Annotated in this window: 19 protein-coding genes; 10 read left to right on the forward strand and 9 right to left on the reverse strand. The window is 34.7% G+C overall.

From position 1 onward, the window contains the following. Window positions 1-392: 392 nt before the first annotated feature. The 4 genes from J2X17_RS04840 (at window position 393) to J2X17_RS04855 (ending at window position 4,265) form a co-directional block, all read left to right on the forward strand. Window positions 393-1,163, forward strand: coding sequence for an alpha/beta hydrolase (locus tag J2X17_RS04840; protein ID WP_310295207.1), 771 nt, complete (start codon window positions 393-395; stop codon window positions 1,161-1,163). A gap of 75 nt (window positions 1,164-1,238) precedes the next feature. Beyond that, entirely contained in the window at window positions 1,239-2,060 is an 822-nt protein-coding gene (locus J2X17_RS04845) for an alpha/beta fold hydrolase (protein ID WP_310295209.1), read from the forward strand. A 476-nt stretch (window positions 2,061-2,536) separates the two neighbouring features. Further along, on the forward strand, window positions 2,537-3,820 hold the full coding sequence (locus J2X17_RS04850; protein ID WP_310295211.1) for an ATP-binding protein: 1,284 nt from the start codon (window positions 2,537-2,539) through the stop codon (window positions 3,818-3,820). Between the two features lie 16 nt (window positions 3,821-3,836). Then, window positions 3,837-4,265: a response regulator gene (locus tag J2X17_RS04855; RefSeq protein ID WP_310295213.1), complete on the forward strand. Its 429-nt coding sequence runs from the start codon at window positions 3,837-3,839 to the stop codon at window positions 4,263-4,265. A 20-nt stretch (window positions 4,266-4,285) separates the two neighbouring features. Here J2X17_RS04855 and J2X17_RS04860 read toward each other — a convergent pair whose 3' ends face one another. Next, window positions 4,286-5,860, reverse strand: a complete 1,575-nt coding sequence (locus tag J2X17_RS04860) for a Na+/H+ antiporter (RefSeq protein ID WP_310295215.1) — start codon at window positions 5,858-5,860, stop codon at window positions 4,286-4,288. 338 nt (window positions 5,861-6,198) lie between these two features. Here J2X17_RS04860 and J2X17_RS04865 point away from each other — a divergent pair, with 338 nt between their 5' ends. Beyond that, complete coding sequence (locus J2X17_RS04865) at window positions 6,199-7,080, forward strand: cupin-like domain-containing protein (RefSeq protein WP_310295217.1); 882 nt, start codon at window positions 6,199-6,201, stop codon at window positions 7,078-7,080. Window positions 7,081-7,119: 39 nt separating this feature from the next. Here the strand turns inward: J2X17_RS04865 and J2X17_RS04870 are convergent, their stop codons facing one another. From J2X17_RS04870 to J2X17_RS04890, 5 genes are all read right to left on the reverse strand, one after another. Next, window positions 7,120-7,632 (reverse strand): GNAT family N-acetyltransferase, encoded by a 513-nt coding sequence (locus J2X17_RS04870; RefSeq protein WP_310295218.1) that lies wholly within the window; start codon window positions 7,630-7,632, stop codon window positions 7,120-7,122. A 119-nt stretch (window positions 7,633-7,751) separates the two neighbouring features. Further along, window positions 7,752-8,843, reverse strand: coding sequence for a glycoside hydrolase family 130 protein (locus J2X17_RS04875; protein ID WP_310295219.1), 1,092 nt, complete (start codon window positions 8,841-8,843; stop codon window positions 7,752-7,754). A gap of 156 nt (window positions 8,844-8,999) precedes the next feature. Continuing rightward, a complete protein-coding gene (locus J2X17_RS04880; protein WP_310295221.1) occupies window positions 9,000-9,227 on the reverse strand; it encodes a hypothetical protein in 228 nt (75 codons plus the stop codon). Window positions 9,228-9,356: 129 nt separating this feature from the next. Further along, window positions 9,357-9,839 carry a CinA family protein gene (locus J2X17_RS04885; RefSeq protein WP_310295223.1) on the reverse strand — a complete coding sequence of 161 codons (483 nt, stop codon included), beginning with the start codon at window positions 9,837-9,839 and terminating at the stop codon, window positions 9,357-9,359. 19 nt (window positions 9,840-9,858) lie between these two features. Further along, entirely contained in the window at window positions 9,859-10,305 is a 447-nt protein-coding gene (locus J2X17_RS04890; RefSeq protein ID WP_310295224.1) for a hypothetical protein, read from the reverse strand. A gap of 379 nt (window positions 10,306-10,684) precedes the next feature. On the opposite strand from J2X17_RS04890, the gene J2X17_RS04895 reads away from it, so the two are divergent. Continuing rightward, window positions 10,685-10,840 carry a hypothetical protein gene (locus J2X17_RS04895; RefSeq protein WP_310295225.1) on the forward strand — a complete coding sequence of 52 codons (156 nt, stop codon included), beginning with the start codon at window positions 10,685-10,687 and terminating at the stop codon, window positions 10,838-10,840. A 92-nt stretch (window positions 10,841-10,932) separates the two neighbouring features. On the opposite strand, the gene acnA is transcribed toward J2X17_RS04895, so the two are convergent. Continuing rightward, window positions 10,933-13,704, reverse strand: a complete 2,772-nt coding sequence (gene acnA / locus J2X17_RS04900; RefSeq protein WP_310295227.1) for an aconitate hydratase AcnA — start codon at window positions 13,702-13,704, stop codon at window positions 10,933-10,935. Between the two features lie 389 nt (window positions 13,705-14,093). Here acnA and msrA point away from each other — a divergent pair, with 389 nt between their 5' ends. After that, entirely contained in the window at window positions 14,094-14,585 is a 492-nt protein-coding gene (msrA, locus tag J2X17_RS04905) for a peptide-methionine (S)-S-oxide reductase MsrA (protein WP_310295229.1), read from the forward strand. A gap of 23 nt (window positions 14,586-14,608) precedes the next feature. Here msrA and J2X17_RS04910 read toward each other — a convergent pair whose 3' ends face one another. Both J2X17_RS04910 and J2X17_RS04915 read right to left on the reverse strand, forming a co-directional pair. Next, window positions 14,609-15,151, reverse strand: coding sequence for an isochorismatase family protein (locus J2X17_RS04910; RefSeq protein ID WP_310295230.1), 543 nt, complete (start codon window positions 15,149-15,151; stop codon window positions 14,609-14,611). 104 nt (window positions 15,152-15,255) lie between these two features. Then, window positions 15,256-15,534, reverse strand: a complete 279-nt coding sequence (locus J2X17_RS04915) for a hypothetical protein (RefSeq protein ID WP_310295232.1) — start codon at window positions 15,532-15,534, stop codon at window positions 15,256-15,258. 291 nt (window positions 15,535-15,825) lie between these two features. Between J2X17_RS04915 and J2X17_RS04920 the strand changes: the two genes are divergently transcribed. Genes J2X17_RS04920 through J2X17_RS04930 form a run of 3 tightly spaced genes read left to right on the forward strand, consistent with a single transcriptional unit; the run spans window position 15,826 to window position 19,587 of the window. Continuing rightward, the gene (locus J2X17_RS04920; protein WP_310295234.1) at window positions 15,826-16,311 is read left to right on the forward strand and encodes a (2Fe-2S)-binding protein; all 486 of its coding nucleotides are present in this window, start codon (window positions 15,826-15,828) and stop codon (window positions 16,309-16,311) included. After that, entirely contained in the window at window positions 16,304-17,323 is a 1,020-nt protein-coding gene (locus J2X17_RS04925) for an FAD binding domain-containing protein (protein WP_310295236.1), read from the forward strand. The genes J2X17_RS04920 and J2X17_RS04925 overlap by 8 nt, the downstream gene beginning before the upstream one ends. Before the next feature lie 26 nt (window positions 17,324-17,349). Then, window positions 17,350-19,587, forward strand: coding sequence for a xanthine dehydrogenase family protein molybdopterin-binding subunit (locus J2X17_RS04930; protein ID WP_310295237.1), 2,238 nt, complete (start codon window positions 17,350-17,352; stop codon window positions 19,585-19,587). The last annotated feature ends 43 nt before the right edge of the window (window positions 19,588-19,630 follow it).

Consider the following 19,630-nt stretch of genomic DNA (forward strand, 5'->3'; position numbering starts at 1 on the left):
TTATTTCATTGCGAATACGAAATGTAAGTAAGTTTGTATTAATAGCTGAAAGAAAAGAAGACTGTCAAATTAAAACAAAGATCCAGTTAATTGTCAGGGATGTTTTTTTATGAATATCCTTCAAAAGTAGCATTTTGTTATATATCACAAAATTTATTAAAAATTAGCGAAATGTAGTTATGGATTTATGTAATTCATATCGTATTTCATTGATAATCAATTGTTTATATTTTAGGTACAGCGATTGCACCAGGTTTCTATGGTTGTAAATTAAGTACAGGAATTATACTGTATTATTTTAAAGCACATTTTATAACGCAAAATAATTAAAACTTAAATTATAAAAAATCTTCACTGATACGATGCTATTATTTTTTTAAATATTCAATATTATGACAAAATCCAAAACCATCATTCTAATACACGGAAACTTTGTAAACAACATTAGTTGGACAAACTGGAAAAGCCATTATGAAAAAAAAGGTTATACCGTGTACACACCGGCTAATCCTGGTCACGAAGGAATTCCTGCAGATTTAAGAAATAAAGTTCATCCCACGCTTACTAAAACAGGATTTATAGACGTGGTAAACAATATTGTGAAACTGATTGACAGTTTACCTGAAAAGCCATTAATTATAGGACATTCTATGGCTGGGATGGCAGCTATGAAACTATTGGAAATGGATAAGGCAGCGGCAGCCGTAAGTATAGATGGCGCACCTCCAAAGAACGTGTTTCCTCCATTTAAAACACTTAAGGCAGTACTGTCTGCATTCGGTTTTTTTTCGGGAAAAGATTATTTTATGGGAAGTCGTGAGTGGTATAATAACTGTTTTTTCAATACGTTGCCAGAAGGCGAAAAAGCAGCTGCTTTTGAAAATTTTGCTGTACCTGAAAGCTTTAAAGTGAATCGTGAATTGGTACTAAACTCTTTTTCAAACATTGATTTTGGAAAATCCCATGAACCGATTTTATTTATTGGTGGCGGCAGTGACAATATTTTTCCACCGTCACTTACAACAACTTTGGCAAATAAATATAAAGACAAAAATAGTCGTGTCAATTTGAAGATTTTTGATGGCAAAAGCCACTTCATTTGTGGAGAAAAAGGTTGGGAAACAGTGGCAGATTTTATTATAGACTGGTATGAAAAACTATAAATTTTCATGAGAAGTCTGAATAGCCAAATGTTAATTCAGTTTGAAATCATTAATAATTAATTAAAAGAAAACAAAATGAGTAAGATTACAGTAAAAGACGGAACAGAACTTTATTACAAAGATTGGGGTACGGGGCAACCAATTTTTTTTCATCATGGCTGGCCATTATCTGCAGACGATTGGGATGCACAAATGATGTTTTTCTTAGGTCGTGGATTTAGAGTAATTGCATACGACAGACGCGGACATGGAAGATCTACACAAACCTATACAGGTAATGAAATGGATACGTATGCGGCTGATGTAGCTGAACTTACAACTTTTTTAGATTTAAAAAACGCAATACATATTGGGCATTCAACAGGGGGTGGCGAAGCTATTCATTATGTTGCAAAATACGGCAAAGATCGTGTTGCAAAAGTGGTTTTGATTAGCGCAGTTACACCGTATATGATTGTTAATGAGGGTAATCCAGATGGAGTGCCATTGGCAGTTTTTGATGATATTCGTTTTAATACTGCCAATAACAGATCACAATTTTATCATGATATCACTTTTCCGTTTTATGGCTACAACAGGGAAGGTGCGAATATAATAAAAGGAATACAGGATAATTGGTGGCGTCAGGGAATGATGGGAGGAATAAAAGCTCATTTTGACTGTATAAAAGCATTTTCCGAAACTGATTTTACTGAAGATTTAAAAAGTGTTGAGGTACCGGTACTTGTGCTCCATGGAGAAGATGATCAAATTGTTCCTTACAAAACTACTGCCTTAAGAGCTGCTAAGCTTTTGAAAAACGGAAAATTAATTACATATCCGGGTTTATGTCATGGGATGCCAACAACTGATGCACCAACTATTAATGCAGATATTTTAGCTTTTATAACATCTTAAAAAGGACCGGATTTTATTATATGATTGAAAAATAAATTAACAATGAAAAAAAATTGTAACTCAAAATTTTGAGACATCACATAGACTGGATGCTTTCTTAATTAATAAAAAAACGAACTGAGATACTAAGTATTTTGGTTCGTTTTTTTTATGATTTTAGCGAATTCAATAATAGAAAAGATATCCTGACAGAGAAATTAGTCAACGCACCTAAAATTTTGCTAAAAGGAACGACTATTATACAGCTGGAAGAGATATTCGGTTTTGGGGAATCTGTTTGATTTCTAAAAAATTGTGGTATTTGGCATTGTAAAAGAATATATTCATAGGTAAGTATTCTTATAATAATAAATATTTGTTATGCTGTTCTAAATTATTAATAACAATCACAATTATATGTAGAAAATACAGTAATTAAAGTTTGTCATTATATTTTTTTTACATAATTTGGTAAAACCCCAAATTACCAAAATAATATGAAATTTAAAACTGAACCTGCAGCGGAATCCCTGCATATTGAAGACTATCTTTTTGCAATTAAAGAGAAGTCAGATCACTTAATTAATTACTTTCTCTTCAGTTTTTTCATAATAGGTCTACTTTTGGCCTTTTATTATGATACCTGGGAAATTGCAATAGGAGTGGGAAGTTTATCACTAATCGCTTATTATTCTGCTAAAATAATTTTGCCAAAATCAAATTTGTATCAATATGTTCTTAGTATTGTATTGGGTGTTTTTATGGCGCAGTTTATTTATCAGATGCATGGCATGTTCGAAATGCATTTTTTTGCTTTTATTGCCAGTGCCATTCTTATTACGTATCAGGACTGGAAACTACAAATTCCACTTATGCTTGTTGTGGGGCTCCATCACGGATTGTTTGGTTATTATCAATACAATGGTTTTGATGAAATTTATTTTTCTCAGTTAGATTATATGTCGCTCCAGACTTTTATCATTCATATGATACTTGCCGGAGTTATTTTTGCTATCTGCGGATTGTGGGCCTACCAAATTAAAAAATATAGTCAGGCACATATCGATCTGATTTTTAATAGAAGGGAAATAGAAAATCAGCAATTAAAAACAGCCAATTACGAACTTGATCGTTTTGTGTACAGTACCTCTCATGATTTACGTGCGCCATTGAATTCAATGCTTGGCCTGATCGAAGTGGCCAAATATGACACTGTCGAAGAACAGACACTGGGACATCTTGAAATGCTGAAAGCCAGTGCCAAAAAACTAGATGTCTTTATATGTGATATTCTTGATTACTCGCGAAATTCCCGAATGGAAATTATTAAGGAGGAAATTAATTTTAAAGAACTTCTTCATGATGTGACCGAAAATTTAAAATTTATAGGCGACAACAATAGAAAAGTAGAATTTAATACTGACATCACTGGTGAAAGTTTTATTTATTCTGATAAAAAACGTTTCCTAACCATTTTAGGCAATCTTATTTCAAATGCTGTTCGATATCAAAATTCAAAAATTCCAAACCCCTTTGTCAATATAAAAATTGACGCATCTAAAACGGAAACGAAAATAGTGATTGAAGACAACGGAATAGGTATCTCTACAGAAGCTCATTCGAAAATATTTGACATGTTTTATCGTGTGTCACAAGAATCAGTTGGTTCAGGACTAGGATTGTATATAGTAAAAGAGGCCGTCATTAAACTCAACGGCGAGATAAAAATACAATCTGAAGTAGGTATTGGAACTACTTTTTTAATTAATATTCCAAATTAATAAATCAATTGAATTTATGGAGCAAGAAACAGGAACAACATCCTTCAAAAAAATACTGGTAATTGACGACAATCCGACAGACAGATATATTGCAAAAAGAATGGCCGAAAAATTTCTTTTTGCTGAAGAAATAATTTTACAAGAATCAGCTCTTGAAGCGCTGCATTATATCAAATCATTAGAAAACACACCCCAATTATTGCCGGAATTGATTTTTTTAGATATCAATATGCCTGGAATGAACGGATATGAATTCCTTGATGAATATGCCAAGCTTTCTGAAACAATCAAAAGTAATTGTATTATTTTGATGATTACAACATCTCTACATCCGGATGATTTCAGACGCGCAGAAAACAATCCTTCGATATTTAGATTCCTCAACAAACCTTTAGATCAGGAAAAATTCAGACTAATTGAATCTGAATTTTCATTGAAAAAATAATACGTTGAAATATTTTAGATTTAAAAATGAATCAATTTTTCTTCTTCAATGTCTAAGTAATACATCTGTTTTCTGATGATGGATTCATCTAGTGTTTTGTCCTCTCTGTTTTTATTTATCAGCCATTGCCTTTGCTCGTTGAGTAAGTCGAGATAGATAACTTTGAGTTCCGTTCCAAGTGATTCGTCGTCCATTCCTTTATTGTGATGCTCCATTTTCTGAATGAGTTGCTGGAGTGAAGCATTAGTTTCGAGCTGATCTTTGTAGTTTGTTTTTAGATACTGAATGGCATATTCTGATAAATCTTTTCGTAAGATTGCATAAGCTTCATCACGTGGCAAAGGGTCATAAATATCGGTCAATTTGATTTTTCTGATGAAATACGGCAGCGTTAATCCCTGAATTAATAAGGTCAGAAGGATAACAATAAAAGTGATAAATAAGATTAAGTTTCGTTGCGGAAAACCGTTCCCGTTATTCAAATAAACAGGTATAGATAAGGCGGCAGCCAATGAGACGACACCCCTCATACCGGTCCATCCAAGAATAAAAGGTGTTTTATATCCGGGATGCCTGCTGTCGGCAACAGTTATAAAATTTCGGGCAATTAATGTCACAATTACGGCACCATAGGCTGATAAGATTCTGCTTACAATTAAAACAGCAGTAATTACAACACCATATCCAATTGCGTGTGCGAGGCTGACATCTTCCAGTCCCGAAGTAATCTGAGGTAAATCTAGACCGATGAGCATAAACACTAAACCGTTTAAAATAAAGCAAAGACTTTCCCAAACATTGATTCCCTGCAATCTTGATTTGCTGCTAAGAAAACGGTGTCTGTTATTCGATAAAAGCAAGCCTCCGCTCACAACTGCCAAAACACCTGAACTATGCACTTCTTCAGCGGAAAGATATATAATGTAAGGTGTAAGTAATGATAAAACAATGTCGACATTGGCATTCGTTGGTAAATATTTGTGCGCTTTCATGAATAACCATCCGATTAATAAGCCGATTGCTACACCGCCAAAGATCATCCAGCTAAAACTTATTGCGGCTTTATAAAAAATAAACTGTTCTGTTGCAACGGCTATCATTGCAAATCTGAAAATGATTAAGGATGAGGCATCATTCAGTAAACTTTCGCCTTCAAGTATCGACGAAATTGTTTTGGGTACTTTGACAAATTTTAAAATTGCACCTGCACTGACTGCATCTGGCGGAGATACAATGCCACCCAATAAAAATCCCAATGCTAATGAAAATCCCGGAATAATATAATTAGCCACTAAAGCAACTGAAAGTGCCGAAAGAAAAACAACGACAAAAGCGAAACTCGTAATAATACGTCGCCAACGCCACATTTCTTTCCAGGAAACCGTCCACGCTGCTTCATATAAAAGAGGAGGAAGGAATATGAAAAATATAAGATCGGGTTCAATTTGAACTACCGGAACTTTAGGAATAAAACTAATTGCCAATCCTGCCAATACAAGTAGTACAGGATAAGCCACTTTTATTTTATTAGCCAACATAATCAGTAATAAAATAATTAATATTATACCCAAATAAAAAGGAAAGTTGTTCAGCATTTGTCTAATTTATCAATTAAAATATTCATATACAAGAAAGGTACGCAACTTTTCTCTCACTATGTAATCAGATTAATGCTTACGCCGAATATATTTGATAGTATCGCTAATTTAGGGTCAGTATTTGCAAAAGCCAAATAGTATAATTAATTGCTTAAATTCTAAAGATTAAATTAATAGTAGGTTGTTAATTATTTATATATTAGCATAAATTCTTAATTTCTAAAATTTAATAGAAAGTTATTTCTAAATTAACTTGAGATAATTTTATTAGAGTACCCAGAGAAGACTTTAAGAATTGTTATTGAATCAAAATTTGACTTTAAAAAAATCCACACATGGCATTTGATGATTATATACAGATAGAAAGAGTTGAAAAACTTACAAAAAAAGAATTTATAGAAAACTATTATAAGCTCCAAAAGCCGGTTGTAATTACCAATCAGATAGAAGACTGGCCTGCCTTTACAAAGTGGAATTTTAATTTTTTAAGAGAAGTTGCAGGAGATAAAAAGGTGCCTTTGTATGATAGTCGTAAAACTGATTATACCAAGAAAGTAAATGAGCCGGATTTTATAATGACCATGTCCGAATACATTGATATTCTTGAAAAAGGTCCAACAGATCTTCGTATTTTCTTATATAATCTGATGAAAGATGTGCCTTCAATGAAGTCCGATATGCATTGGCCTCGTTTGGGAATCCGACTACTTAAGAGTCTGCCGCTTGTCTTTTTTGGAGGTGAGAATGCGAAAGTTTTTATGCATTATGATATTGATTTTCCAAATATTTTTCATGTTCATTTTGAAGGTGAAAAACAATGCGTACTTGTCGATCCTAAAGAGACAAAATATATGTACCGTCTTCCGTATTCATGGTTATGCAATGAAGATATTGATTTTGACAACCCTGATTTTGAAAAATTTCCTGCCCTAAAGAAGGTAAAACCATACATCACGAATCTGAAACATGGAGAAATGCTCTACATGCCGGAGGGTTGGTGGCACTACATGAAATATTTAACACCAGGTTTTTCACTTAGTTTAAGATCACTTCCCGGAAGGCCTTCGAATCTATGGAAAGGTTTTGCTAATGTTGCAATCATTCGTTATTACGACAACTGGATGCGTAAGAGAAAAGGTCAGGACTGGCTGGATTATAAAGATGCCGAATCTATTCGGAGAACCAATGAATTGTTAGAGACAGAAGAAAAAAGTTAGAAAATAATCAAGGATAAAAGTGCTATGGTAAAAATGATTTTAAAGCGTTTTTACCATAGTAAGTATCCATTTATATTCTTCTTTCATTGTTGGATAATCTAAATAGTTTTTAGCAGTTTGTATGAATTCTTGTCTTTCATAAAAATATCTTGCCTCACTGCTTTCCATTGTTTTAAGCCATAGAATCGAATGATTTTTCTTTTTGCAAAATAAAATTATGAATTCAATTATGGCCTTTCCAAATCCTTTTCCTGAATATTCCTTTAAAAGGTAAAGCTTGTCAATTTCAATACATTGTGTTTTTGAATAGGGCTCAAGTCCATTATTTTTTAATTTAAAATATCCTATTGCCTTGTCTGCATCATAGATTAAAAAGTAAAAAATATCAGGTGCAGAAAGTTCTTTCTCGAAGTCTTCTTTTTTATAAAATTGATCAAGATAAGCTTGTCCATTATCTGTCCAGAGATATTGATACGTATCATTATAACTTTGTATGGCAACTTTGAATAAAATATCAAGCTGACTCTTTTTGCATTCTAAAATAGTGATCAATGAAGTGTTTTATTGAATAAGTTATAGGATGCAAATTTAAAACAAATATTAATTGTCAGCTTACAGAATATCACAGAATCAAAAAAACGCTAATAAGTAATTGATATTTCTTTAAACTTTTAGATTTCAGTAGGGATAGAAACAGGTTGATTATTATCATTTAATGGCACTAAAGCAGATAAAATTTCCTTAATTGAAAAATACGCGCCGCAAACAAATTCATCTGCTGCGCCGTAATAGATTGTCAATTTATCTCCCTCTACGATGTGTCCATTAGTAAAAACCACATAACCAAAAAAGCCGCTGAGTTCATAATTTTCCTGAGGCATCATTATGGGATCTATTGTTCGGGAAATTATTTTTGAAGGATCTTCGGGATCCATTAAAAAAGCACCTAGACAATATTGATGTTCAGCATTTGCACCATGATAGATTTCGAGCCATCCCTGATCTGTTTTAATAGGAGCGGCACCTGCACCAACTCTGGCACTATCCCATAATCCGTAGCGTGTTTTGATAATGCATTTGTGGTTTCCCCAATGTATTCCGTCAGGAGATTCTGCCAGCCATATAAAATTGCCTCCTACTTGAGGGCTTGATGGTCGATGCAGGGCATAATATTTACCATTAATTTTTTCTTCAAAAATGGCACAATCCTTATTATGAGGAGGGAGTATCATACCCGCTATTTCAAAATTTTTCCAGTCTTTGGTCATACGTAATCCAACGCCAACACCATTTTCAGAAACTGCGGTGTATGTTAAATAATAGGTATCTGCTATTTTAGAAACGCGACAATCTTCTATTCCGAACTGTTCTAATATTCCGCTGCCCATTAAGATAGAAGAATCTTCAGGTTCATGAAAATGTACTCCATCTTCACTGCAGACTAAACGTAAGTGCGAAATGGTGGTAAGGTAATCGAGGCCTTTGTATTGTACAATTCGGGCATCGGTAACAATGAGATCCGGATTGTTTAAAGGTAATTCGAGAATTTCTACTTTGCCTAAGGCATTAATTACAGGAAAAAAAATAACACCTTCTTTTTGTGCAATACCTTCAGCTACCCTTATTAAAAGCCAGATTTTTTTCTCAAAAACGAAAACGCCCGGATTTAAAAGACTGATAACCTGCAGTTCTGCGCTGCTGGATTGCAGATCTTTCGGCATTAATAATGGATTTTCAGGAAATCTGTGGGCGATGTCACTCATAAATAACTTATTTTTTACTGATTCCTCCGACATAAAAGAAATAAAGCAAGCGGGAGCAATACAGCATTTTTTATGAATTATAAAAGTAACTAATTTCAAGAGAATTAATGTTAAGCAATAATCAATCTGGATGCAACCATTTCTTCCAATCGCATTCTAGTTGTTTTGTACATCGCGATCATTGATATCGCTTTTGATTTCATAATCATCCTGATCTGATTCTGTAAAATTATTTGTACTGTTAAGCGGCTCATCATCCCAGTCGCCCCAGTCTCCCTGATAGGATTTTCTATAGATTAAATCACTATTATCAGAGCCATATACTTTGCTTTGAAATGGACATTTGTATAAATTTCCACTATTGTAACGGTATGAATTTTTCATTTGTGATGTTTTTAAGGTTTAAGGTTCTCAAAATTAATACGATAGCTCTGATTTATACTTATATAAAAATGTGTATATGTTATTTAATTATCATCCTACGAAAAGTAGAATATCAATATTGTCCTCATTTTACAAACTAGCAACACAATCAATAACAAGTTTTGCAGCCTCGTCAATGGCCTGTAACACAATTTTTTCAGCAGAACCTTTAAATACTTTACGATGATTTATTTTTTTTACCGGCGTAATAATGCAAAAGAAAATCGTTCCAACTGGTTTTTCCTTCGTTTCGCTTCCTCCTGCCTTTGCCAGACCGGTGATTGCTACAGTAATATTAGAGTTAAATATTTTTGAAGTTTCTTCTGCAAGTCTTTGTGTAACTTCGGCTGATTCCGGTGTATATTTCTCTATTATCGAATGCGGTACATTTAATATTTGCTCTTTAACAAATATCTCATAGCAGGTTATTCCGCCACGCAAAATTTTACCAGACTCATTAGTCATAGAAAACTCAGCACTCATTCTTCCGGCTGTCACACTTTCGGCAAAGGCGATATTCCACTCTTTGGCGGCTAAAATTTTGGCGCATTTAGTTACTAGATCTGATGGCATAATAGTATGTTTAAAAGATTTATAGAAACAATTTGTAAATTAGAAATGCAGTTACACCGAAGATTATGTGTGCCACAAAAAGTTGCGTATAATACCCTTTATAGTCAATATTAGGCTTTTGCGGAATGATTTCGAATAAAATAATCCAGCTTATAATTCCAATTATTCCACTTAAAACACCCAATAAAATGCTGGCTGCCCATGAAATTTCCAAAAACTCATTCCACCATAAAAAGTGATAACCAATTACAAAACATAGTCCGATTAGGTAGTGTAAAAGCCAGCCATAAATAGTTTTTAGGTTTTTTGATATTTTTAAACGGAGTGCTGTTAAAATATAAGTAAGTAATACCGGCTCTTTATAAAGTTCTCTGGCACTTGCTGAGATAGCATAACTGAATAAAGTCATCACAGAAGTGGCTGCGATAGAAGCTGTTAAAATTTGAAGTATAATGTTGAAACTCATAATAATATGACTTTTACGGTTATTTCAAAAATGCAATTTTAAAAGGTTTTGTATTTCTTTTTTTATCTGCAATTAGTCAAAATTAGAAATCCTGATTTTTATAAAATTACAGCTTATCGCCTTTAGTTTATATCATTACCAGTTGTGTCATCGCGTATCTTTAGAATATTTGAGCGATGAAAAATAAGTATTAAATTCTGGTTGTTTTAATTATGTAATTTTAAGTTAAAATATTGAAACAGAACGTTTTAATATTGAAGTTATATTTGAATAAACATTAAATAAAGAAATCATGAAAAAGATATTTAATTCAAAACTGATAGTGCTAATTTTTTTATTAGGACTATCTATTTCTTGTAAATCGACTTCGGGTAATACTATGAAAACAGATTCAGATGCTATAAAAGCTGGTGACAGCACATCCATGAATTCAGGAATAAAGGGTACAACGAGAAGTAATGAAGGAAATGGAAATGAATCAGATGACGTGCCAGCTAAGACTAAAAGTACAGAGTCATCAACCCCTGCAAAATAGCAGTTTTTATTTCGATCAGGAATTACAATAAGATTCTTGATCGAAATAAAATTGGTAAATAAATTCTGCTATATCGAAATGGGAAATATTTCTTAAGCTTTCTGAAGAAATTGTCTCAACACATATTGAAGTATTCCATCATTTCTATAATATTCAATTTCTATTTGAGAATCCAGTCTGGCAATAACATAGAAATCTAACTTTTCGCCATTCTCTTTTACTGCTGATACTAATAGCTCTTTCAAAGGTTTAATATCTTGTGCAATTCCGGAGATGGTAAAAGTTTCTTTTCCTGTAAGTCCAAGACTTAAAGCATTATCGCCGTTTTTATATTGTAGCGGTAAAACTCCCATACCCACTAAGTTGCTTCTGTGAATTCGTTCGTAACTTTCTGCCAATACAGCTTTTACACCCAAAAGAAAAGTTCCTTTTGCAGCCCAATCCCTTGATGAACCACTTCCATATTCTTTTCCGGCAAGAATGACTAGAGGAGTATTAGATGCTTTATATTGTACCGAAGCATCATAGACACTCATTTCTTCTCCCGTAGGAAGATATTTGGTATAACCTCCTTCTTTATCTGCCAAGGCATTTTTAATACGAACATTGGCAAAAGTGCCTCTTATCATGACTTCATCATGACCGCGACGTGATCCATAAGAGTTAAAATCGGCTTTTGCTACACCACGACTTATTAAATATTTACCGGCCGCCGAATTCTCATTAAAGGAACCAGCGGGAGAAATATGGTCTGTCGTAATACTGTCGCCCAGCATTAATAAGGTTCTGGCATTTTCAATATCCTGTAATGGTTTTGGATGTTCCGGAAGATCCTGAAAAAATGGTGCTTCTTTAATATAAGTGGAGTTATCATCCCAAGCATATATTTTTTGTTCTGGTATTTTTAATTTTTGCCATGTTTCATTTCCGTCAAAAATAGTTTCATAGCTTTTAGCAAATTGTTTGGGAGATAAAACGGCACTTAAGACTGCATTAATTTCATCATTTGTAGGCCAGATATCTTTTAAATAAACAGGCAGCTGATTAGAATCGTAACTGACAGGTTCATTAATTAAATCAATATCTACACGCCCTGCAAGCGCAAAAACAACTACGAGCATGGGCGACATTAAAAAATTCATTTTAATCTGTGGATGAATTCTTGCTTCAAAATTTCTGTTACCGGATAAAACAGAAGCGAGAACAAGATCATGATCTTCGACAGCCTTGGCAATATGGACAGGAAGTGGCCCCGAATTTCCTATACATGAGGTACAGCCGTAACCTACAACGTGAAATTTCAGAGATTCAAGATCGCCGAGCAAATCTGCTTTTTCAAGATAATCAGTTACTACTTTTGAGCCGGGTGCCAGCGAAGTTTTAACCCATGGCTTTACATTAAGGCCACGTTCTCTTGCTTTTTTGGCTACGAGTCCGGCGCCAATCATTACAAAAGGATTAGAGGTATTGGTACAGGATGTAATGGCTGCTATGGCAACTGCACCATCTGAGAGCATAAATTGCTCATTGCCTAAGGTTACCGCAACGGTTTTTATACCATTTTCAATCTTTTCTTCAATTTTTGCATTATCGGGAATTACGGCTTCTCCCTGAATCGGTTGTGAACCTCCTTCGCCTGACCAGCGTGCTGTTTGTTTTGGAGCTACATTTTTTCTGCCAAAGGTTTTGTCAAGCAAATCGATAAGGGAAGGCTGGAGATTTTTAAGAAGTATTTTATCCTGCGGTCTTTTCGGTCCTGCAATAGTGGGTTCTATAGTCGAAAGATCAAGCTCCAAAACATCAGTATAAGTAATGGCTTCATCGCCAGTACGCCAGAGCAAATTAGCTTTACAGTATTGTTCAACCAGATCTATTTGATCTTCAGAACGATTGCTGAGGCGCATATATTCTAAGGTTTTATCATCAATAGGGAAGTAGGTAACCGTACAGCCAAACTCAGGCGACATATTGCCGATGGTGGCGCGATCAGGAACACTTAAGCTATCGAGTCCCGGACCAAATACTTCAACAAATTTCCCTACAACACCATATTTTCTAAGGAGTTCTGCTATTGTAAGCACCATATCTGTGGCTGTAGATCCAAGCGGAATTTCACCGGAAAGTTTAAGACCAATAACTTCAGGCATGATAAAATAAATGGGTTGACCCAAAATAGCGGCCTCAGCCTCAATACCACCAACACCCCACGCAATTACACCGATTCCATTTACCATTGGGGTGTGACTGTCAGTCCCAACCAGTGTATCAGGGAAAATTTCTCCATTTCGTTCAATCACACCTTTTGACAAATACTCTAAATTAACCTGATGACAGATTCCCATCCCAGGAGGAACGACACTAAAGTTGCTGAAAGATTGTTGAGCCCATTTTAAAAATTCGTATCGTTCTGTATTGCGTTTATATTCTTCCTCCATATTGTGCAGATAAGAATATTCTGTTCCGAAATAATCTACCTGAACCGAATGATCAATAACTAAATCTACAGGAATAAGTGGGTTAATCATATCTGGATTTTTTCCTTTTTTAGCGGCTTCAGCTCTTAGTGATGCAATATCTACTACGGCGGGAACTCCGGTAAAATCCTGCATCAAAACGCGAGCAGGCTTAAACGGAATATCCTTGTCAGAAGCTTCAGGTTTCCAATTCAGCAGCGTTTCAATATTTTCTTTAGTAATAGCAAAATCATCGTAGTTGCGTAACACATTCTCTAACAGTATTCTAATAGAGAATGGCATTTTTTTAATATTAAATCCCTGATTCTCCATCTCAGCCAGACTATAATATGAAAATGTCTTGTTCTTAGTAGTGAGTAATCTTTTAATTTGATAGATGTCGTTTTGCATAATTAAAAATATTTAATTCGTATGTTATCTTATTCTCAAAAAACCTGCCTCGTTTTTAAATCGCTGAATAACAGTATTTTGTGATTAAATTGATTTATTTTATTTTTGATATATCGCTAATTTGTACCGAACTGTAATTAAATTGGAAAAAACAGTGTCAATCTAATTTTTAAAATTTTAAATTTCATTAATTAATCTTATTTTAAAAGAAAATCTTGTTGATTTGTAGATGCTTACGCTAAAGTTACATAAAATATCCTATAACTATAAAATGTTTTAGTTGTGGTTGCCTGTCTATAATAACTCATAATAATCCATTATCTTTGATACTAATTAAGGATTACGAATTGATTAAAGGTAAATACCCGAAATTTAAAAATTATACAAGAATGGAAAATTTAAAGAAAGCCTATATAGCCGGAGGATGTTTTTGGGGAATGGAAGATTTGTTTCGTGTTCGTCCAGGTGTAAAAGATACCGAGGTTGGCTACATTGGCGGAATCAATGATAATCCCACATACGAAAATCATCCGGGTCATGCCGAAGGAATTGAAATTACCTACGACAGCAATGAAACCTCTTATAAGGAATTGTTAGATTATTTTTTCAGAATGCATGATCCAACCACTATTGATAGGCAAGGCAATGACAGAGGATCTAGTTACAGATCTGCAATATTTATCCAGGACGAGCAGGAGGAAAAAATTGCTGATGAAGTGATTAATATTGTTGATGAATCAGGAAAATGGCATGGTAAAATTGTCACCACACTTGAACCTTTTACCAAATTTTGGCCAGCTGAAGAATATCATCAGGATTATCTTGTCAAGAAACCAGATGGCTATACTTGTCATTTTGAGAGATTTGACACTTTCCTATAAATAGTATAAGATAAGTTATATAATCACTTAATGAATTTATTAAGCACCTCTTTAAAGAGGTGCGTTTCTGCTTTTTCAAGCCATTCAAATGCGAGCATATCGCGTGTAATTATTTCAGCTCCATTTTGGCGCATTCTTTTTATCGCAATTTTTTTGTCTTTTGGATGTCGGCTTCCCACAGCTGATTCAAGAATAAAAACCTGAAAGCCTGATTGTAAAAGATCCAAAACGGTCTGCTGTACGCAAATGTGCGCTTCCGTACCCGTCACAATAATCTGCTTTTTTTCTTTTGGCATCATCTTGAGAAGATTGCCCTCACTGACTGCGGAAAAGTAAACCTTTGATACAATGTCTTTTTCTTCGAATTTTTCTCTTAATTCGGAAGGCGTGGTTCCTATTTTATCCGGGCAATGCTCGGTTAAAATACTTGTAATGCCAATTACTTTAGCCAAATCAACAGCCCAGAGGGTATCTTTCATTACCTCTTCGTTTTCGTAAATTTTTGGCAGCAGCTTCACTTGTATATCCATTACAAGCAAAACAGAATTCGATGGTGATATCTTCATACATTTTTGTTTGAATTAGACAAAACTTAGGAAGGACTACCAAATTTACTAAAAAAGGAGATTGTTTAAAACAAACAGATTTTCAAATTTCGTTTGATTTCTTTTTATGAATGAAATTCAGTCTCCGGTTGTGTTTCCGTTAGTGCTTCAAATTCAGATTTTATGGCATCTTTATACTTTGCAAGTCCAATTGCAATTATTGGGATAGACAATTTGCCAATTACGGAACTTGCTTGGTTTTTTCCTATTTTTTTAAGATAGCCAGATAAAAGTAGCGAACCGATTGCTCCGACCAATATATAATTAGTTGGCACATCTGCTATCTTACTTTCAATAAATTCTCTGATATCTTCCAGATTCTCCTGATTAATTAAGTTTTCCATGATTTATAATTTTATAGTTATTAGTGTAAGCTTTTTAGCAAATGCTCTTAATTCAAAATTATGGGTTTATTGCTTTGCTATTTTATAGAATTGGTGAGTGGAATTATATAATTAACAGTGAATTACATTTTATGACTACTTGGAGTTTTGTAATTAAAGCCAAAAATGATATAAAGATATTTTTTTGCTAATTGGTTAATTTTAAACGGAATTAGATCAGTACATTTTGAACTTATAATGTACTCCGAGTCTGGTTTAAAAATCCATTTTAATTTCAAAATACAATAACCTATGGAAACATCAGAAATGCATTCCGTAATTTTAAATGTAAACGGAACAGTCCATACTTTAAAACTCATGCCTTGGGTTTCTTTACTGGATGTGCTGCGCGAAAAAATCAATCTGACAGGCACAAAAAAAGGATGTGATCACGGGCAATGTGGTGCCTGTACGGTTATTGTTGACGGCAAAAGAATCTTAAGCTGCCTAACGCTGGGTGTAATGAAAAATGGTTCTGAAATTACCACAATTGAAGGAGTTGCTGATGGAGAAAATCTACATCCATTACAGAAAGCTTTTATTGAACATGATGCTTTTCAGTGCGGTTATTGCACACCAGGACAGATTTGCAGTGCCATAGGAATGTTACAGGAAGGAAAAGCAAAAACCAGAGAAGAAGTTCAGGATTTAATGAGCGGAAATCTTTGCAGATGTGGCGCCAGTAAAGGTATTATTAATGCAATTATAGCGGTGCAGGAAGGAGGGTTCAATGAATAATTTTTCTTATACAAAAGCATCAAATGTTGATCAGGCAATTTCTCAGTTAGACGCTGATATTCGGAATAAAATTGTGGCTGGAGGTACAAATATTACCGACCTTCTTAAATATTTCATTACGAAAGCGGATAAACTCGTCGATATCAATGCGATAAAGGAACATAATTCCATACTTCGTCTTGACAATGGAGGAGTGAGGATCGGGGCGTTGCATACCAATGCCGATACTGCCTACGATCCAATTATAGAAGGGCGTTATCCATTATTATCAAAAGCAATATTGGCTGGCGCTTCGGCACAAATTAGAAATATGGCAACCAATGGCGGTAATCTTATGCAGCGAACAAGATGTTATTATTTTTACGATATTAATACACCGTGCAACAAACGCGATCCAGGTTCAGGTTGCTCAGCAATTACTGGTTATAATCGTATTCATGCTATTTTAGGACAAAGCAAAAACTGCATTGCTGTTTTTCCTTCGGATATGTGTGTGGCTTTGTCGGCTTTAAATGCTACAATAAATATTAGCGGATCACATGGAGAAAGGGTAGTCGATTTCTCTGACTTTCACCGACTTCCCGGAGATACGCCCAATATTGATAATAATCTCAAACACGGCGAAGTAATTACGAGTATTGATCTTCCGGAGAAGGGATTTGAAAAAAACTACTCTTACCTAAAACTCAGAGACAGAAGTTCGTATTCTTTCGCACTTGTATCTGTAGCTACCGGTTTTGATATTGAAAATGGCATTATTAAAGATGTCAGAATAGCTTTGGGAGGAGTTGCTCATAAACCATGGCGTGTTCCGGAAGCGGAGGATTTCTTAAAAGGTAAAGAGCCTACTCAGGAAATTATTACCGAAGCAGCAAATATTATTTTGAAAGGGGCGATGGGTTATCAACACAATTCATTTAAAATAATATTGGCTAAAAGAGCAATTATACGTAATTGCATTATGGCATTAGATCCTGAATCTCAACGACCGGGTGCAAAACCGTCATTGTAAATTACCGATAATTTAAAATTAAAAAAATGACAAAATTACCCTCAATAGGAAAACCAATAAGCCGTTTAGAAGGTCATCTGAAAGTTACCGGAAGCGCCAAATATGCTGGCGAGTATGAAGCCGCAGATTTGTTATACGGTTATGTGGTAAACAGTACAATTACTAAAGGTAAAATAGCGATTATTGATACTACAGATGCAAAAGCCTTAGAGGGAGTAATAGAAGTTTTTACGCATGAAAACAGACCATCAACAGCATGGTTTGATTTTCAATATGCGGATATGGATGCACCACCCGGAACAGTTTTTAAACCATTAAAAGATAACGAAATAAAATATAACGGTCAGCCGATTGCACTTGTCGTAGCTGAAACTTTTGAGATGGCACGATATGCCGCAATTAAAATTAAAGTAGCTTATATAGAGGAAGAATTTGAAACTGATCTTGAATCAAATTTAGATAAAGCAAGAGATCCCAAAAAAGGACTTGCTTCTATGCTTAAACCTCCACCGCCTAAGCCAACAGGTAATTTTGAAGCAGCATATCAAAATTCTTTTGTTCAAATTTCGGGTAAATTTAAACACGGAACAGAGCATCACAATCCAATGGAAATGTTTGCTACGACTGTTATTTACGAAGGAAAAAACAAACTGAAAATTTACGACAAAACACAGGGAACAATTAATTCTCAAATGTATGTGGCAAATGTTTTTGGTTTAAAAATGAAAAATGTTCAGGTAATTGCACCATTTGTAGGTGGTGCTTTCGGGTCAGGACTTCGACCGCAATATCAGCTTTTTATGGCGGTTATGGCATCACTTGAATTAAAAAGAAATGTTCGGGTAACCTTAGATCGGGCACAGATGTTTACTTTCGGACACAGACCGCCAACATTGCAGTTTACAAAATTTGGAGCTGATGAAAAAGGAAGGGTCAACGCTATTTATCATAAAGCAATAGGGGAGACTTCTCGTTTTGAAGATTATGTTGAAATCGTTGTCAATTGGGCAAACATGCTGTATCCCGCAGAAAATACTTTGCTGGAACACCAGCTGATTCCCTTAGATGTTTATACTCCGCTCGATATGCGTGCTCCCGGCGGAAGTACTGGTATGCATGCTATTGAAATTACGATGGATGAATTGGCATATAAGTTAAATATTGATCCGGTCGAATTGAGACTGATCAATTATTCTGAAACAGACAAAAGTTCTGATAAAGAATATTCGAGCAAAGAATTAAGAAGCTGCTACTTGCAAGGTGCTGAAAAATTTGGGTGGGACAAAAGAAATCCTGAACCAAGAAGTATGACAGATGGCAATAAATTAGTCGGTTACGGAATGGCAACGGGAATTTGGGATGCCAACAGGCTTTTGGCCAGAGTGCAGGCTATAATGACAAATGATGGAAAAGTGGAGATAAAAAGCGCCGTTACAGACATTGGAACAGGAACTTCGACTATTATGACTCAAATTGCATCAGATGAATTAGGTCTTCCAATAGAAGATATTACCTTTTCATATGGTGATTGTAAAATGCCATTTGCCCCTATTCAAGGTGGTTCTTTTACCTCTGCAACTGTGGGTCCGGCTGTTCAGACTGCATGCAGGGCATTAAATAAAAAAATATTTAAAATTGCGAAACATCTTCCGAATTCTGTTTTAAACGAGGCCGTATTTGAAGATGTAATTTTTAGTAATGGGTTTTTATTATTAAAGAATAATCCTGAGGTTAAAATTAGCCTCGCAGCGATTTTTGCTGCTAATAAAGGAAAAGAAATAAAAACAACCAATACATCCATGCCCAATCCTTTACATTACCGAAAAAAAGCAAGGGCGGTGCACAGTGCAGTTTTTGTTGAAGTTGAAGTAGATCAGGATTTAGGAATAATTGAAGTAAAAAGAGCCCTTACAGCCGTTGCTGCAGGTAAAATCATTAATCCTAAAACTGCTGAAAGCCAGATTTTAGGCGGAATGATTTGGGGAATCAGCAAAACGCTGCATGAAGAAACAATTGTAGATCATCAATTTGGAAAATATATGAATACCAATTTGGCCGAATATCATATTCCGGTTCACGCTGATATTCATGATTTGGATGTGATTTTTGTAGAGGAAGAAGATCATTTTGTTAATGATCTTGGTATAAAAGGTGTCGGAGAAATTGGTGTTGTAGGAATGGCTCCGGCGATTGCGAATGCCATTTTTCACGCTACTGGCAAACGCATAAACGATTTACCGATTCACTTTGATAAACTTTTATAACTTTAAAAAATAAAATAGAATTAGTATCAAGGATTTAATATTA

This window comes from Flavobacterium aquidurense, from assembly GCF_031458035.1.
GTDB classification, from domain to species: Bacteria; Bacteroidota; Bacteroidia; order Flavobacteriales; family Flavobacteriaceae; genus Flavobacterium; species Flavobacterium aquidurense_C.

Excerpts from the sequence above, each read along its gene's own strand:
- J2X17_RS04840 (WP_310295207.1), top strand. The coding sequence starts at position 393 with ATGACAAAATCCAAAACCATCATTCTAATACACGGAAACTTTGTAAAC.
- J2X17_RS04845 (WP_310295209.1), top strand. The coding sequence starts at position 1,239 with ATGAGTAAGATTACAGTAAAAGACGGAACAGAACTTTATTACAAAGAT.
- J2X17_RS04850 (WP_310295211.1), top strand. The coding sequence starts at position 2,537 with ATGAAATTTAAAACTGAACCTGCAGCGGAATCCCTGCATATTGAAGAC.
- J2X17_RS04855 (WP_310295213.1), top strand. The coding sequence starts at position 3,837 with ATGGAGCAAGAAACAGGAACAACATCCTTCAAAAAAATACTGGTAATT.
- J2X17_RS04860 (WP_310295215.1), bottom strand. The coding sequence starts at position 5,860 with ATGCTGAACAACTTTCCTTTTTATTTGGGTATAATATTAATTATTTTA.
- J2X17_RS04865 (WP_310295217.1), top strand. The coding sequence starts at position 6,199 with ATGGCATTTGATGATTATATACAGATAGAAAGAGTTGAAAAACTTACA.
- J2X17_RS04875 (WP_310295219.1), bottom strand. The coding sequence starts at position 8,843 with ATGAGTGACATCGCCCACAGATTTCCTGAAAATCCATTATTAATGCCG.
- J2X17_RS04880 (WP_310295221.1), bottom strand. The coding sequence starts at position 9,227 with ATGAAAAATTCATACCGTTACAATAGTGGAAATTTATACAAATGTCCA.
- J2X17_RS04885 (WP_310295223.1), bottom strand. The coding sequence starts at position 9,839 with ATGCCATCAGATCTAGTAACTAAATGCGCCAAAATTTTAGCCGCCAAA.
- J2X17_RS04890 (WP_310295224.1), bottom strand. The coding sequence starts at position 10,305 with ATGAGTTTCAACATTATACTTCAAATTTTAACAGCTTCTATCGCAGCC.
- J2X17_RS04895 (WP_310295225.1), top strand. The coding sequence starts at position 10,685 with ATGAAAACAGATTCAGATGCTATAAAAGCTGGTGACAGCACATCCATG.
- acnA (WP_310295227.1), bottom strand. The coding sequence starts at position 13,704 with ATGCAAAACGACATCTATCAAATTAAAAGATTACTCACTACTAAGAAC.
- msrA (WP_310295229.1), top strand. The coding sequence starts at position 14,094 with ATGGAAAATTTAAAGAAAGCCTATATAGCCGGAGGATGTTTTTGGGGA.
- J2X17_RS04910 (WP_310295230.1), bottom strand. The coding sequence starts at position 15,151 with ATGAAGATATCACCATCGAATTCTGTTTTGCTTGTAATGGATATACAA.
- J2X17_RS04915 (WP_310295232.1), bottom strand. The coding sequence starts at position 15,534 with ATGGAAAACTTAATTAATCAGGAGAATCTGGAAGATATCAGAGAATTT.
- J2X17_RS04920 (WP_310295234.1), top strand. The coding sequence starts at position 15,826 with ATGGAAACATCAGAAATGCATTCCGTAATTTTAAATGTAAACGGAACA.
- J2X17_RS04925 (WP_310295236.1), top strand. The coding sequence starts at position 16,304 with ATGAATAATTTTTCTTATACAAAAGCATCAAATGTTGATCAGGCAATT.
- J2X17_RS04930 (WP_310295237.1), top strand. The coding sequence starts at position 17,350 with ATGACAAAATTACCCTCAATAGGAAAACCAATAAGCCGTTTAGAAGGT.